This is a genomic window from Marinomonas gallaica, from assembly GCF_001639745.1.
In the GTDB taxonomy this organism is placed as follows: domain Bacteria; phylum Pseudomonadota; class Gammaproteobacteria; order Pseudomonadales; family Marinomonadaceae; genus Marinomonas; species Marinomonas gallaica.
This window is the reverse complement of record NZ_LTAX01000013.1, coordinates 1-13,448: the sequence shown is the minus strand read 5'-3', so window position 1 is coordinate 13,448 and position 13,448 is coordinate 1. Positions and strand designations below refer to the sequence as shown.

The 13,448-nt window shown below is 47.5% G+C and carries 13 protein-coding genes and 1 riboswitch; of the genes, 4 read left to right on the top strand and 9 right to left on the bottom strand.

The annotated features are described in order from the left end of the window. The first annotated feature begins 98 nt into the window (after positions 1 to 98). Positions 99 to 1,880 carry a sensor domain-containing diguanylate cyclase gene (locus AYW76_RS12535; RefSeq protein ID WP_082866216.1) on the top strand — a complete coding sequence of 594 codons (1,782 nt, stop codon included), beginning with the start codon at positions 99 to 101 and terminating at the stop codon, positions 1,878 to 1,880. Between the two features lie 80 nt (positions 1,881 to 1,960). Here the strand turns inward: AYW76_RS12535 and AYW76_RS12530 are convergent, their stop codons facing one another. Further along, positions 1,961 to 3,238 carry a cation:proton antiporter gene (locus AYW76_RS12530; RefSeq protein WP_067220669.1) on the bottom strand — a complete coding sequence of 426 codons (1,278 nt, stop codon included), beginning with the start codon at positions 3,236 to 3,238 and terminating at the stop codon, positions 1,961 to 1,963. 299 nt (positions 3,239 to 3,537) lie between these two features. After that, a complete protein-coding gene (locus AYW76_RS12525; protein ID WP_067036007.1) occupies positions 3,538 to 3,882 on the bottom strand; it encodes a cupin domain-containing protein in 345 nt (114 codons plus the stop codon). Between the two features lie 733 nt (positions 3,883 to 4,615). Between AYW76_RS12525 and dctP the strand changes: the two genes are divergently transcribed. From dctP to AYW76_RS12510, 3 genes are all read left to right on the top strand, one after another. After that, positions 4,616 to 5,623: a TRAP transporter substrate-binding protein DctP gene (gene dctP / locus AYW76_RS12520; RefSeq protein WP_067220666.1), complete on the top strand. Its 1,008-nt coding sequence runs from the start codon at positions 4,616 to 4,618 to the stop codon at positions 5,621 to 5,623. 72 nt (positions 5,624 to 5,695) lie between these two features. After that, positions 5,696 to 6,208: a TRAP transporter small permease gene (locus tag AYW76_RS12515; protein ID WP_067220663.1), complete on the top strand. Its 513-nt coding sequence runs from the start codon at positions 5,696 to 5,698 to the stop codon at positions 6,206 to 6,208. Between the two features lies 1 nt (position 6,209). Further along, positions 6,210 to 7,508: a TRAP transporter large permease gene (locus AYW76_RS12510; RefSeq protein WP_067220658.1), complete on the top strand. Its 1,299-nt coding sequence runs from the start codon at positions 6,210 to 6,212 to the stop codon at positions 7,506 to 7,508. A 68-nt stretch (positions 7,509 to 7,576) separates the two neighbouring features. Here the strand turns inward: AYW76_RS12510 and thiE are convergent, their stop codons facing one another. The 7 genes from thiE to thiD are packed head-to-tail and all read right to left on the bottom strand — an operon-like array spanning position 7,577 to position 13,025. Then, positions 7,577 to 8,209: a thiamine phosphate synthase gene (thiE, locus tag AYW76_RS12505; RefSeq protein WP_067220654.1), complete on the bottom strand. Its 633-nt coding sequence runs from the start codon at positions 8,207 to 8,209 to the stop codon at positions 7,577 to 7,579. 19 nt (positions 8,210 to 8,228) lie between these two features. Then, entirely contained in the window at positions 8,229 to 9,020 is a 792-nt protein-coding gene (gene thiM / locus AYW76_RS12500) for a hydroxyethylthiazole kinase (protein WP_067220649.1), read from the bottom strand. 3 nt (positions 9,021 to 9,023) lie between these two features. Next, positions 9,024 to 9,698, bottom strand: a complete 675-nt coding sequence (gene tenA / locus AYW76_RS12495) for a thiaminase II (RefSeq protein WP_067220645.1) — start codon at positions 9,696 to 9,698, stop codon at positions 9,024 to 9,026. Positions 9,699 to 9,707: 9 nt separating this feature from the next. Then, positions 9,708 to 10,658, bottom strand: a complete 951-nt coding sequence (locus AYW76_RS12490; RefSeq protein ID WP_067220641.1) for an ABC transporter substrate-binding protein — start codon at positions 10,656 to 10,658, stop codon at positions 9,708 to 9,710. Positions 10,659 to 10,673: 15 nt separating this feature from the next. Next, positions 10,674 to 11,471 carry an ABC transporter permease gene (locus AYW76_RS12485; RefSeq protein ID WP_082866215.1) on the bottom strand — a complete coding sequence of 266 codons (798 nt, stop codon included), beginning with the start codon at positions 11,469 to 11,471 and terminating at the stop codon, positions 10,674 to 10,676. Beyond that, on the bottom strand, positions 11,464 to 12,213 hold the full coding sequence (locus AYW76_RS12480; RefSeq protein ID WP_067220639.1) for an ABC transporter ATP-binding protein: 750 nt from the start codon (positions 12,211 to 12,213) through the stop codon (positions 11,464 to 11,466). Before AYW76_RS12480 ends, AYW76_RS12485 begins: the two co-directional genes overlap by 8 nt. Beyond that, positions 12,213 to 13,025 (bottom strand): bifunctional hydroxymethylpyrimidine kinase/phosphomethylpyrimidine kinase, encoded by an 813-nt coding sequence (gene thiD / locus AYW76_RS12475; RefSeq protein WP_067220634.1) that lies wholly within the window; start codon positions 13,023 to 13,025, stop codon positions 12,213 to 12,215. Before thiD ends, AYW76_RS12480 begins: the two co-directional genes overlap by 1 nt. 77 nt (positions 13,026 to 13,102) lie before the next feature. Next, positions 13,103 to 13,201, bottom strand: a riboswitch (TPP riboswitch). Positions 13,202 to 13,448: the final 247 nt, after the last annotated feature.

Genomic DNA, 13,448 nt, shown 5'->3' with positions numbered 1-13,448 from the left:
GAATATTGGCGAATATTAATAAAAAGTAACGGTTATTTTATCTTCACTCCTTTATGCTAGAAAAAGAGTAAAGATAAATATGAGGTGACTTTAGCATAATGTTGCAGCCTACGACGTGTGATCAAAAGTTCGCCATCACTCATGTGTTAGATATTGATGCGCTGCGCAATGTGCTAAGTCGTTTTCAATCTGCTTCAGGTGTTTCTGTTTGGATCTCGGAACAAAATGAGCAATTCATAGTTGCGGGTTCATCAAATTACGACGCCTCGTTTTGCTTTCAGTTTGTCGTCCATATTGATGACTGTCTTCCGGTTGTTTTGTCTCTAGATGGTCGATCTTTTAAAGTAGGCGAGTCTACTCTCCCTTTGTCCGTGCCTACGGTCGTCAATACTGTGCGTGCAGGCATTGTCGATGTATTGCAAGTCATGGTTGAAAAAGAGCTTCTGGCTCGAAAAAACAGCCAGAATGATATTCAACTTGAATCGCCATTTCATCTGCAGACCATTTTAGATGCGTTGCCCACACCAATGGGGTGGTCCAATGCTGAAAACGATAATATAGAATATATTAATGCTGCTTTTGAAGCGCTGTTTGGTTACAAGCAAGCAGACATACCGAATCTAGGGCAATGGTTCGAAAAAGCTTTCCCCGATGAAGCCTATCGCCAAAAAAACCGTTTACTTTGGCAAGAGCAGGTTGTCCAGAGGAAACGAGGTGATACAGAAACACAGGTGCAGCCTGTCGAGGTTACCTGTAAAGATGGCTCTGTACGCAATGTGTTGATTAGTGCGACTTCCGTAGGTAATAAGCGTCTGGTTAATTACAGCGATATGACCAGTTACTGGCAGATCCAAAATAGATTGTCAGCGCACCGCGAAATGTTGGAAATGATTGCTAAGGGGCAATCTCTTGCTAGCATTCTGGAAAAAATTGTATTTCAAGTGCAATCTGAATCCAAGGACTCTATTTGCAGTGTGTTACTGCTCGATGAACATAATAAACTTCGTAGCGCTGCCGCTCCCGACCTTCCTGAATTTTATACAAAAGCCATTGATGGCTTAAAGATTGGGCCTTCAGTTGGCTCCTGTGGCACTGCATCCTACCTAAAAGAAAGAGTGATCGTTGCGGATATCAGTGCGCATGAATATTGGCGCGGCTTTGAAGCGCTTGCTGCCCGTGCGAATCTAGCGGCTTGCTGGTCTGATCCCATCCTGTCTTCTTCTGGTGAGGTATTGGGTACGTTTGCCATTTACCATCCCTACGCCACATATCCTACACAAGATGATATTGATTTAATTTCTTTCGCAAGCAATTTAGCGAGTGTCGCCATCGAAAATAGACAGTCTCGCGATGAGCTTGAGCGTAAAGCATATTATGATGATTTGACAGGGCTTGCTAACCGCCGTTACTTTTTTGAATATGCTAGCAAAGTTCTTAAAGAGTTACTGAGTGTTAGCGGCTACTTCAGCATGATCATGTTGGATATTGATCATTTCAAATATGTGAACGATCAATATGGGCATGAAATAGGCGATTTAGTACTCAAGAAAGTAGCGCAAACAATGATGAAAACACTAGATGATACAGGTTTGGTGGGGCGTATTGGCGGAGAAGAGTTTGCTGTTATTTTGCCGCATATTGGAAAGCAAGAAGCTTTTGATATAGCAGAGTGTTTGCGTATAGCGGTTAGCGGATTAATGGTTACTACGCCGAATCAGGATCACGTAAAGGTCACGATTTCTGCCGGTTTAGCGCAATGTTGCGAGGGTGAGGAAGGTTCAATTGGCATTGATCAATTGTTTAAACGAGCTGATACCGCGTTGTATCAGGCAAAAACAGCGGGTCGAAATCGAGTCATGGTCTTCAACATGGCCCAGTAAGGCTTAAATCGTATTAAGCCTTACTTAAAGCATCGTTCTTGTATGGATTTACATACTGAACTGTCGGTCCTTTCGGGTGATTAATCCAGTTGTTTTGCACCTTCTTCAATGCTTCGTTGAATAATCGGTGAAATGGTAGAGCCTTGTACGATGATTGAAAAGATCACCACAATGTAGGTCACAACTACCACGAGCGTATGGTAATCAGCGCCATTAACCATCAATTGGCCCTGCGGGATAGATGCGGCCATGGCCAATGCTAACCCGCCACGTAAGCCGCCCCAAGTTAGAATTTTGACTGAATGCGGATCGTACTCGCGGAACCTGCGAAAAAGCTTGTACACGGAGCCAACGCTGATAAAGCGTGCAAGCAAGACCGCCGGTATCATCAAAATACCTAAGCCTACCTCTGCCCATGTAACGGGCAAAACCACCAGCAGCAAGCCTATCAAGATAAACAGCAATGAATTTAAGAACGCATCAATGGTGTGCCAAAAGTGGCTCATCGTCGTTTGGCTTGCTTCCGAAAAGCCTTTGCTGTGCGTGACGTTACCAATGAATATACCGCTTACCACCATCGCTAACGGGCCGGAAATGCCAATGACGTTGGCCAGTGCATAACCCGCCGTAGGGATACACAAGGTAATCAGTAATTCAATGCTGGTGTCATGACTGGTACGAATCAACCAGTGAGCGATCAAGGCCATGACTAAGCCAAATAGCACACCGCCCACCGCATCGACTAAAAACAGCTCTGCTACACCAGACATCGTTGCGGTTTCACCAGAGAAAGCCACTGCGAAAATAGTAGTGAAAACCACCAGTCCTATACCGTCGTTGAATAGGGATTCGCCTTCAACTTGCACGGATATTTTCTCGGGTGCATTCATCTTTTTAATAATGGCTAATACTGCAATGGGGTCAGTCGGACTAATTAAGGCACCAAATAGCAAGCAGTATATAAAGGGCAGCTCCCAGCCTAATAGATGGAATGTGAAATAGCATAAACCGCCGACAATAAACGTCGAAATCAGTGTTGAAAAGAACGCCATGATGGCGATTTCCCAGCGTTGATTTTTCAGCAGTTTTAAATCGATCTCTAAGGCTCCGGCAAAGAGCAGAAAGCCGAGCATACCGTTTAACAGCAGCATATTAAAATTCAAGCTGGCAACAGAGGTAGTAATGGATTCGGTAAAGCTATTGTCATAAAACTGAGTGAAGCCCATCAAAAGAAGGGATATCACAACCGAACCTGTGGTAATGGCGATGGTGGTTTGGAGTTTTAAGACATATTGATTACTGAAGGCGATTAAAATCGCCACAACAGATAATAGACAGAGGAAGTACCAAGCGTTCATAAGAGTCCCAAGGGTAAGCATGTTTACAACTAAACGCCCTCAATTGCAGAGTTTGAATGGCTAGGTTGGCAGCATGCTGTCGACGCTTAGTTTTAAACACGAGAACGGCGCATAGTATATGCCTCTCCTGTGAAAAAGTTTCGACCGAATGGGTGAATCCTAAAAATACGCTTAATCTGGCTAAATAAGTAAAAATAATGCTAGCTAGGTAAGGTTTGAATTAAATCAAAGAAATGGGCGGGTAGATCTATAGGGCGGAAGGAAACAGCACTGCTAGGCAGTGCTGTTTAATGGGGCGATTAAGCGAATACGAAATACTTACGTACTGTCTCAACCACTTCCCAAGTGCCTTTCATGCCTGGTTCGATAACAAATACATCGCCGCCTTTAAGGTGCTTCGGCTCTTCGCCTTCAGGCGTGATAATGCAGTAACCTTCAAGGAAGTGGCAGAATTCCCATTTGTCGTATTCCACTTCAAATTTACCAGGAGTACAGATCCACGTACCCATGATCTTGCTACCATCTTCAGATAGGTAAGCATTTAGGTTAACAGTGTGTGGTTCGCCTTCGATGCGTTTCCATTTCGTTGCATCAACAACAGGTGTTGGGCACGTTTCGCGCATTACAGTGATGAAATCAGACATGTAAGTTCCATGATTAAATTAAGAGAACTAGCATTGTAGTGCGCTCATCAACACAAGGGTTGTCCTAGCCCGACGCATTCCTGCGAAATTATGTCGTTATGCTCAATATGATGCATTCCGTTTTTTCTCTGTGACGCCATAAAAAGCCGTTTCGTTTTGCATTAGAGGTCTTAAAAGCGGTCAGGTTTATAAGATTAAGCCTGCACATTCTGTCTTTCATCATAAAAATAAACCGCCATAACGATCAGTAAATTTATAGCTGTCGCTATTGGGTAACTTTGTTGTCGTTTTGTCCGTGCGCAATGACTAGCATCATAATGTCGCTAAAATAGTTAACCATAAGCGACAGGTTAGAGTGATTTTGATTGGTTGAATCAAGCATGATTGATGATTATTTGAAATGCTAAACCTATAAAAATGTTGATAAATGTCACTATTTCCAATAAAAAACCGTGCTAACAATAAAAATAGACGAGGCGGAGTAGGTGTTCAGGGATTGTCGTTTATGACTGTTTAATAGTGCTAAAGTGTCGCTTATTAGGTATTAGTAATATTTAATATAGGTATTATGTAAGCATTGTGTAACACGGTCGCTCTTACAGGGTGTATGACCGCTCCAATAAAAATTGGTGGCATTGATTTGATTAAGGCAGACGTGTCTAAAGCAATGATTAATACCGCTTAACGCGACAGCTTAGGTTGCTCGTATTCAATAAAAAAAGGAACAAATGACATGAAAGGCATCCAGACAAAACTGAAAACGTTGGTTTCAACAGCCGTTGCTACGGCTTGTTTGATGAGTGCTAGTGCGGATGCGCTGACACTGCGTTTAGCGACGGATTCTGGCACAGCAGGTTCACCAGCGGGGGACGCGTTGAAAAAATGGGGTGAGCTAATTGAGCAGAAATCAGATGGTGAAATTGAAGCGCGTGTTTATTACCAGAATGAATTAGGTGGTCAACAAGAAGTGTTTGATCTTCACGTTGCAGGCGATGTTGATGTGATGTTGAACTGGCCCATGACGTCTTACGATAAGCGCATTGGTGTTATTTATACACCATACATGACGCTTTCTTGGGATGAAGCGCTGAAAGCATACAGTCCAGGTGGCTGGGTTAATAATATGTTGGGTGGTGTTTACCAAGACATCGGTTTGAAATTCTTCGGACCTTGGCCAGAAGGGTTCAATGGTGTTGGTTCTCGAGGCAAATACGCTCTGAATATTGAAGACGCTGAAGGCCTTAAAGTTCGTACCATGACCGTATTCCCTGCGCCTCAAACGATGCAAGCATTGGGTTACCAAACGGCTGCAATCGACTGGGGTGAAGTGTACACGGCCTTGCAAACAGGTGTGGTAGACGGTGAAGCTGGCAACGTTATCTACTGGGATTACGAGTACTTCCGCGATTCATTGGATTACTTTGTACAAACCAAGCATTTCTTTATGACAGGTGTGCTGTCTATGAACTCTGATTCATGGGAAAGCATGAGTGAAGAAGAGCAAAAAATTGTTCAAGAAGCCGCGAATGAAATCATGAACGATCAATTTAAAGCAGCAAAAGAGCAAGATGATCATTACATTGCCGAAGCGCAAAAAGCTGGCATGGAATATTTCGAGCCTTCTGATGAGCAAATTCGCGAGTTTGCCAAGGCTGCACGTGAGCAAGTTTGGCCGCTAATGGATGATGAGATCGGTTCTGAAATCATGGATGTGATTCGCGAAAACGCTTCACCGTTATAAGTTTTACATTGAAGTACCTCCTTTTAGACCAGCCCGCTAGCGGGCTGGTTTTTTTCTTACGCTGGAGAAACCATGATAAGTAAGTTTTTTTCTGGATTAGACAAGCGTGTTGGCTGGTTACTGGAAGCTGCGGCCTTTGTGTCGAGTTTGTTGGTTGTTGGTTTAATGTTGTTCTTGGTGTTGGCGCGTTACGTATTCGGCTGGTCCATAGTCGGTCTGCTTGAGCTCATCATGCTATTTGGCATGTGGCTATATATGTTGGGAGGCTTGATTGCTAGCCGCCGAAATCAGCATTTGGTAGTCGATTTTATTGAGCTAAAAATCAGCGATGAACGCATGAAATTGATGCATAAAGCGCTGATTTCACTGATCACGTTTGTTATTTGTGTATTTTTCATTGTGTTGGCTTACCGGATGTTGGCATGGGGTGTACGCCGCCCGCAAACGTCTCCGGGTATGGGGATTCCACTGTGGTTACCACAGGCTTCCATTATGCTCGCCGCTGTGGGTTGTACCTGTTATGCATTACGTGACTTTATTTGCTCGGTTGCGGGTGCTCGTCGTTTAAAGAAAGAGGGTCAGTAGTATGGACGGTTTTATAGCAATTGGCCTTCTGTTGTTATTCATGATCATTGGTGTGCCTGTTGCGTGGTCATTTGCCGGTGTATTGGCATTTTTGGTATATGCTTACGACGCCAACCTGAATACGTTGATGATGCAAGGTTACCGCTCACTTGATTCTGTTATTTTGATCGCTCTGCCTTTATTCGTATTGACGGGGTACTTGATGCAAAGCGGTGGTATTGCTAAGCGTCTAGTAGACTTTATTGAAGTGATGATCGGTAAGCGCCGAGGGGGCATGGGCGCGTCTATGGTGGTGGCTTCTGGCATCTTTGGTGCCATCGCCGGCACAGCAACCGCGGCGGTTGCTTCGATCGGTACTATTATGATTGGGCCATTGGAGCAGCGCGGTTATCCACGAGGTTACTCGTCTGCGCTGTTGGGAATCTCCTCTTTATTGGGCATTCTGATACCACCTTCAATCACAATGATTCTGTTTGCCGTGGTGACGCGTCAGTCTGTGGCGGCATGCTTTGCAGCCTCGGTTGGGCCAGCATTGTTGCTGATTATTGGTTTGATTGCCGCGAACCGTTTTAGTGTGGGTCGCTTCTTTGATGAAATCAATGTTGCGGCTTCCGCTGGTATGGACAAAGCGCCGAGCAAAGGCCGCGCGGCCATTCGTGCTTTCCCAGCATTGTCGCTGCCCATTATTATTTTGGGTGGTATCTATGGTGGTATTTTTACACCGACAGAAGCGGCAGCCGTCGCTGTGTTTGCGGCCATGTTGATCGGTTTCTTTATCTATAAAGATCTGACGATTCCTACGTTCAGTCGAAGTGTGGTGTCTGCCGCGGAAACAACCGGTACGGTGATCTTGATTTTACTGTTTAGCTTTATGATCGGTCGTATTTTGGCGATGGAACGTATACCTCAGGACCTGACGCAGCTCGTTGGCAGCATGATTGAAAATCCACTAATGATCTTGATTGCAGTGAATATCTTTTTGATCATTGCAGGGATGATCATGGATGACGTATCAGTAACGGTTGTCGTGGCACCTTTGTTTATGCCACTGATGGTTGAAAGTGGTGTGCATCCTGTGCATTTTGCTTCAATCGTGGCTTGTTCTGTGGTGATCGGGGCGAACAGCCCGCCAGTCGCGCCGATTCTTTATATGGCGTGCCGTATTGGTCAAGTGTCGATCCATCGAACAGTGATGCCGGCTTTGGCGTTAATGGGTTTTGTGGGCATTCCGGTAATGCTAATCACGACCTTTGTACCTGAATTGTCCTTGTTCTTGCCGCGTTGGCTTGGCTTTGTTTAATCAGGGTTATTCATGTTAATTAAAAGGCCAGCAATACGGCTGGCCTTTTTTGTTCGACACCTTTTCATTTATGAAGGGTGTCGAGCACGTTGAATACAGTCTAGTAGTGATTGCGCGGCTTGCTTAGGGTCATCCGATGTACAAATCGCCGAAACAAGAGCTATGCCATGAACGCCGGTACTCGCGATCTCGGCTAGGTTATCTGGTCGAATCCCACCAATGGCAACGATTGGCTTTTGATACTCTTTCAGTGCTCGCATCAGTCCATCCAACCCCCAGTGGTACTGAGTATTTTTTTTAGTCGGCGTTGGGTAAATCGCGCTGAGTCCAATGTAGTCAATCGGCAGATGTTTCGCTTCATCCAGTTGTGCCCAGCTTTCCACTGACAGCCCAAGCAATTTGTCGGGGCCGAGCAGTTGACGAGCGATGGTCGCTGGCATATCACTTTGCCCTAGATGAACGCCATCCGCATCGACGGCTAATGCGACGTCGACACGATCATTAATGATTAAAGGAACATTGTGGTCGGCCAACAAAGGCTTGATGGCCAACGCACGTTTAATAAAGGCCTGCACGTCATGATGCTTTTCACGCAGTTGAACCATGGTGACACCGCCGGCAACCGCCTGTTCGACAACGTGCATGAGCGATGTTAAATCGAGGTTTTCATCGGTGACAAGATACAGGGTGTAAGGTGACATGCAGGCTCCTATTGCCGGATTATAATTGCGCTAATTTCAAGCGCGCGAGTAGGGTGTCATCGTCGAGTGCGAACAAGGCATCAAGCAATGCCGTTTGCAAGCTGCCGGGACCTTTCGCATCCTGTCCTGCAATTTCCCCAGCAACACCCATCACCGCAGCTGCCGCTAGGCCGGTCGTCTCGCCAATGGCGGCAAACGCGCCTGTTAAGGCTGACAAAGAGCAACCGGTACCGGTCACTTGAGGCATCATAGAATGACCATTGCTTAAAGAGAACACACTGTCTTTGGTTACAATGTAATCCACCTCGCCAGAAACCACGACATTTGCCTGGTACTCATCGACCAAGGCTTTCGCGGCACTTAACGCCGCTTGACTGCTGTCTTGCGCGTCCACCCCTTTGCCCTGCGACGCATCTCCAGCCAGAGCAATGATTTCCGACGCGTTGCCACGAATGATCAAACGCTCAGCCAGTGCAGCAAAGCGACGCGACGTTGCGGTACGAAACGCCGTCGCACCACAACCGACTGGGTCTAAAATGACTGGCGTTTGATTGGCATTGGCTTGTTCAATAGCAAAGGCCATGCGTTCCACCCAGACTTTATCGAGCGTACCGATGTTGATGACCAAGGCGCCCGCAAACGCCATCATGTCTGCCATCTCCTCACGGGAGTGGGCCATGATAGGCGATGCACCAATGGCCAGTAAGGCATTTGCAGTGTTGTTCATGACCACGTAGTTGGTGATGTTGACGACCAACGGCTTTTGTTGACGCAATGACGTGAGTGCTTGCGCGATCAGTTCAGGTGTCATGTATTAGCCCTCTTGCTTGATGTGGTCAAAGCCTTGCTGCCAGAAAGCAATCTCCATACGTGTCGCTGTACGGAAGGTCTCGACGAGTCGTTGGCCTTGTTTGCTGTTTAATTCAATGTCCGCCAATAGGCTATTAAAGTGCTGTGCGCCTTGGGCGACATGGCTTTGGAAGTCTTCGCTGGCGTATAGGTCTAACCAAGAACGGAATGGATTGCCATCGAGCTTAGTGTCAGGTGATTGCATGCGTTGGTTGCCAATCGCAGCGTAACCAATTGAACAAGGCGCAAGTGCCGCATAAAGGCTTGTTAAGTCTCCGCTCATGCCGGAATCTAATACAAAACGCGTATAGGCTACGGTGCCAAAGGCTTCGTCTTCTTGCTCCATTTCGGCTTCGCTAATGCCCCATTTTTTGCAGTATGCCACATGATGGGCGATCTCAGTGTCGAGTAGAGCTTGAACACTGGGTAGGGCGCGACGCATGTCTTCTAGGTTATCGGCTTTGTAAATGGCCAATGCATAAGCACGCACGTAATGCTTTAGGAATAGGAAATCTTGCTTGAGATAATGTAAAAAGCAACGCTCGTCCAGACTTCCATCCGCGATTTGCAGGACAAAGTCGTGCTCGATGTAGGCTTGCCACTCGTCCGAGCAAGCATCAACCAAATCTTGATATTCCATGTCAGTCTCCTAGTTGATAATTGGGTTGTAGTCAGCGGCTTTCGGCAGCGTTTTAATAATGCCGTGATCAAACATAAATTGAGCGTAATGATCGTAACGCGCCAAATCCACCGCTGCTGGGCGCAGCGCGAAGCGTGTTAAAGAGTCTTCCCATGCCATAGCATTTAACTCATTGTCCAACGTGTCTGGCGAGTAGGACACAAACTCATTCCACGCGGCATCAGGATGGTTCACAATGTACGTCGTGGCTTTTTCAATCGCGCTGTTGAAGGCCTTGATCGCGGCTTTATCGTAGGTTTTACTGTTGGCAACGAATATTAATTCATCGTAACTTGGCACACCGTGCTCTTCTGGGTAAAACGCCGTCGCTTGGTAGCCTTCCAATTCCAGTTGATTGCTTTCAAAGTTACGTAGCCCGCCCCAAATAGCATCGACCTTGCCTGAGGCTAAAGAGGCTGACAGAGACCAGCCCACATTGATAATTTCGACCTTATCGTAAGCAACGCCGTGGTGTTTAAGCATGGTTCCCACTGTCGCTTCTTCAGTACCCGCAATCGAAATACCGATTTTTTTGCCATTTAAGTCAGCAGGCGACTCAATGCCACTTTTGTCCATCACAATCAGTGTATTCAGGGGGGTTGCAACAAGAGTCCCCGAACGAATCAAAGGCAGGCCCGCTGCAACATCAATGGTGAGCGTTGGCTGATACGAAATGGCCATGTCGACTTTGCCAGCGGCAACAAGCTTAGGCGGCATACTAGGATCAGCCGGCTCTTGGATAGTGACCTCAAGGCCTTGTTCCGCAAAGTACCCTTTTTCCTGTGCGATCACGATCGGCCCATGATTTGGGTTCACGAACCAGTCAAGCATCAGAGACAGCTCGTGATCAGCGGCGAAGCTTGGGCTAATCATAGACGCGGCCATGGCCGATGACGCGGTGATGCGAAGTAATGTTTTCATAAGATAGTGCTGTCCTTATTGTGCGTGCCAGGGAATGAGTTTTTTGAGGAGCCAGTCGACGCTAAAGTACAGCGCGACCGAAAAGAGAGACAAAATAAACAGTGCGGCGAACATCTCATCGATCATCATGCGCGCATTGGCTTGCAGCATTAGGTAGCCCAGTCCAGCACTGGAGCCGACCCATTCACCCACCACCGCACCGATGGGCGCGATGACCACGGCAACACGAAGTCCCGAACCAAGCGCGGGCAGTGCGGCAGGCAACTGAATATGCCACAGTCGACGCCAACGATTGGCACCTAAGGTGTGCGCCAAATCCAAATAACCTTGCGGCGTACTGCGTAACCCGTCATAGCAGCAAGTCGTCACAGGGAAAAAGATAATAATGGCGGCCATGGCGACTTTTGAGGCAATACCATAATCCAGCCAGAGCATCAAAATGGGCGCGATGGCAAACACTGGAATGGCTTGGCTGGCGATTAAAATAGGCAGCAACCAGCGTCTAACCGGCGCAAACAGCAACATTTGCAAGGCAAAGAATAAACCGATAGACACACCGAGCAGCAAGCCGATTAATATTTCTTGCGCCGTTACCCAAGTATGTTTAAACAAAATGGTATAGCGCTCGGTCAGCACGTCAAAGACCGACAAAGGAGTGGGTAAGATAAAGCTTGGCAAATCCCAAATCGTAATCGCCCCTTGCCAAAGTACGACTAAAACAGAAATTGAAATGAGCACTTGCAGTGCTTTTTTCAGCCACGAGATGCGTCGTGAGCCGATTGGAGAAAGTGGCTGTGCCAAGACATTATGCATGGTCAACCTCCAGCCGCTCTAGTATCTGCTCTTGCAGCTGCGCCGTGTCTGAGTCTAATCGTCGTGGCGGCTGGCTTGATAAAGCTGGCAAAGGACGAGCGCTGGCGGGGTCGCCTTCAAATACATAAAGCTGATGACCAAGGCGCACCGCTTCTTGCGGATCGTGCGTCACCAGCACGACGGTTTTATGTTTCAGTAACTCAAACGACAGCGTTTGCAGCTTATGACGAGTCACCGCATCGAGCGCTGAAAATGGCTCGTCCATTAACACTACAGGCTGGTCTTGCATCAGGGTACGTGCCAAGGCGGCACGTTGGCGCATACCGCCTGACAGAGTTTGCGGCAACGCTTGAGCCTTATCGGCCATATCGACTTGCTCTAGCAAGCGCAGTCCTTGTTGACGTATGGCTTCTGTCACGGGCTGGCCTTTTAAACGATAACCCACGCAGACGTTGTCTAGCACGCTTAACCATGGCAACAGTAAATCCTGCTGTGCCATGTAAGCGATGCGGCCCGCTAATGGCTGACCGTCACAGGTAAGAATATCGCCGTGCCAATAGGCGTCCTCTAGCAGTCCAGCCAGTTTACGCAGCACCGACGTTTTGCCACAACCGCTACGGCCGAGTAAACAGGTCCACTGATTGGCACGAAACGTAAGACTTAAATCCTGTAATACAGGCTCAGAAGTGTGTCCGTAGGCCAGCCGTGCATGCTGGATTTTAATAGCTAAGGCGTCTGTCATTAGGAACGCTGCGCAAACATGTAAAAGTGATTAACAGGGCCATGGCCTTGACCAATGTCTAGCTGATCCGCATAGGCAATGGCTTGGCTGATGTACTCTTTTGCTTGTTGAGTCGCGCTGGGTAAGTCAAAGCCTTGAGCTAAAAACGAGGCCAGCGCAGACGACAATGTACAGCCCGTGCCATGGGTGTTTTTCGTTTCAATTCGAGGACTGGCGAAAGAAATCAGTTGTTCTTCAGTAATCAGCCAGTCAACGCTTTCAGCCGTATCGGCTAAATGCCCACCCTTGAGTAACACCGCTGCGGTCGGCAGTAATTTTAACGCTGGAATTAAAGCGAGTGCGGCTTCTTGGCTCGTGGGTGTGCCGCAGCCTAACAGTGCTGCGGCTTCAGGCAGATTCGGAGTGATGACTGTCACCCACGGCAGTAGCTCAGTTTTAAGCGTTTCAATGGCGCTGTCTTGCAACAGCCTATCGCCACTGGTCGCCACCATCACAGGATCAAGCACTACGTGCTTAGGCTGGTATTGGCGCAACTTCTTAGCCACCACTTTGATGATGTCAGAGTCGGCCAACATGCCAATTTTCACGGCTTGAATATTGAGATCAGTAAACACTGCATCAAGTTGAGCTTCAATGTGCGCGAGCGGAATAGGGTGGACATCGGTGACGCCGAGGGTGTTCTGTGCAGTAGTCGCAGTAATGACGGTGCAGGCGTAACCACCTGTCGCAGAAATGGCTTTAATATCGGCTTGGATGCCCGCGCCGCCGCCACTGTCGGAACCGGCGATGCTAAGTGTAATAGGTGTGCTCATGTTTGTTCCTCTACGGTGTAAAGGAACAGGTATGAGAGCTAGAGAAGATCACGAGTGACGGGCGTCAAACGGATTCAAGATCACTACCTATAGTTCCCTACGCCAGTGTTAACTGAATCAGGTTCAACGGGTCTCGCTTCAGCGATCTCAGCATTTCTGCCCCCCGACTATATGTAAAAGATACTACCAGCTCTTTCGCAAGGACACTAGACAATCATCATCGCTCCGAGACCGTCAGCGCGACTCCAACGCTTGAAGTCTCTTATCAAGGCATAATCTTCTATCGTACGACCCGATTTCACCGGGGATAGAGCTTCTATCGGCTTGTTGTAGGAAATGAGATGGACCCGCCCTCCTAACTATGTGCCATGCTTAATGTGCAAACCAAGCAAACCGGCATTTAAGTTAAAAGGAGCGAGTCCT

Coding starts and splice junctions, on each gene's coding strand:
- tenA (WP_067220645.1), bottom strand. CDS start 9,698: ATGGAATATCAAGATTTGGTTGATGCTTGCTCGGACGAGTGGCAAGCC.
- dctP (WP_067220666.1), top strand. CDS start 4,616: ATGAAAGGCATCCAGACAAAACTGAAAACGTTGGTTTCAACAGCCGTT.
- thiE (WP_067220654.1), bottom strand. CDS start 8,209: ATGTCACCTTACACCCTGTATCTTGTCACCGATGAAAACCTCGATTTA.
- AYW76_RS12485 (WP_082866215.1), bottom strand. CDS start 11,471: ATGCATAATGTCTTGGCACAGCCACTTTCTCCAATCGGCTCACGACGC.
- AYW76_RS12510 (WP_067220658.1), top strand. CDS start 6,210: ATGGACGGTTTTATAGCAATTGGCCTTCTGTTGTTATTCATGATCATT.
- thiM (WP_067220649.1), bottom strand. CDS start 9,020: ATGACACCTGAACTGATCGCGCAAGCACTCACGTCATTGCGTCAACAA.
- AYW76_RS12530 (WP_067220669.1), bottom strand. CDS start 3,238: ATGAACGCTTGGTACTTCCTCTGTCTATTATCTGTTGTGGCGATTTTA.
- AYW76_RS12525 (WP_067036007.1), bottom strand. CDS start 3,882: ATGTCTGATTTCATCACTGTAATGCGCGAAACGTGCCCAACACCTGTT.
- AYW76_RS12515 (WP_067220663.1), top strand. CDS start 5,696: ATGATAAGTAAGTTTTTTTCTGGATTAGACAAGCGTGTTGGCTGGTTA.
- AYW76_RS12480 (WP_067220639.1), bottom strand. CDS start 12,213: ATGACAGACGCCTTAGCTATTAAAATCCAGCATGCACGGCTGGCCTAC.
- thiD (WP_067220634.1), bottom strand. CDS start 13,025: ATGAGCACACCTATTACACTTAGCATCGCCGGTTCCGACAGTGGCGGC.
- AYW76_RS12535 (WP_082866216.1), top strand. CDS start 99: ATGTTGCAGCCTACGACGTGTGATCAAAAGTTCGCCATCACTCATGTG.
- AYW76_RS12490 (WP_067220641.1), bottom strand. CDS start 10,658: ATGAAAACATTACTTCGCATCACCGCGTCATCGGCCATGGCCGCGTCT.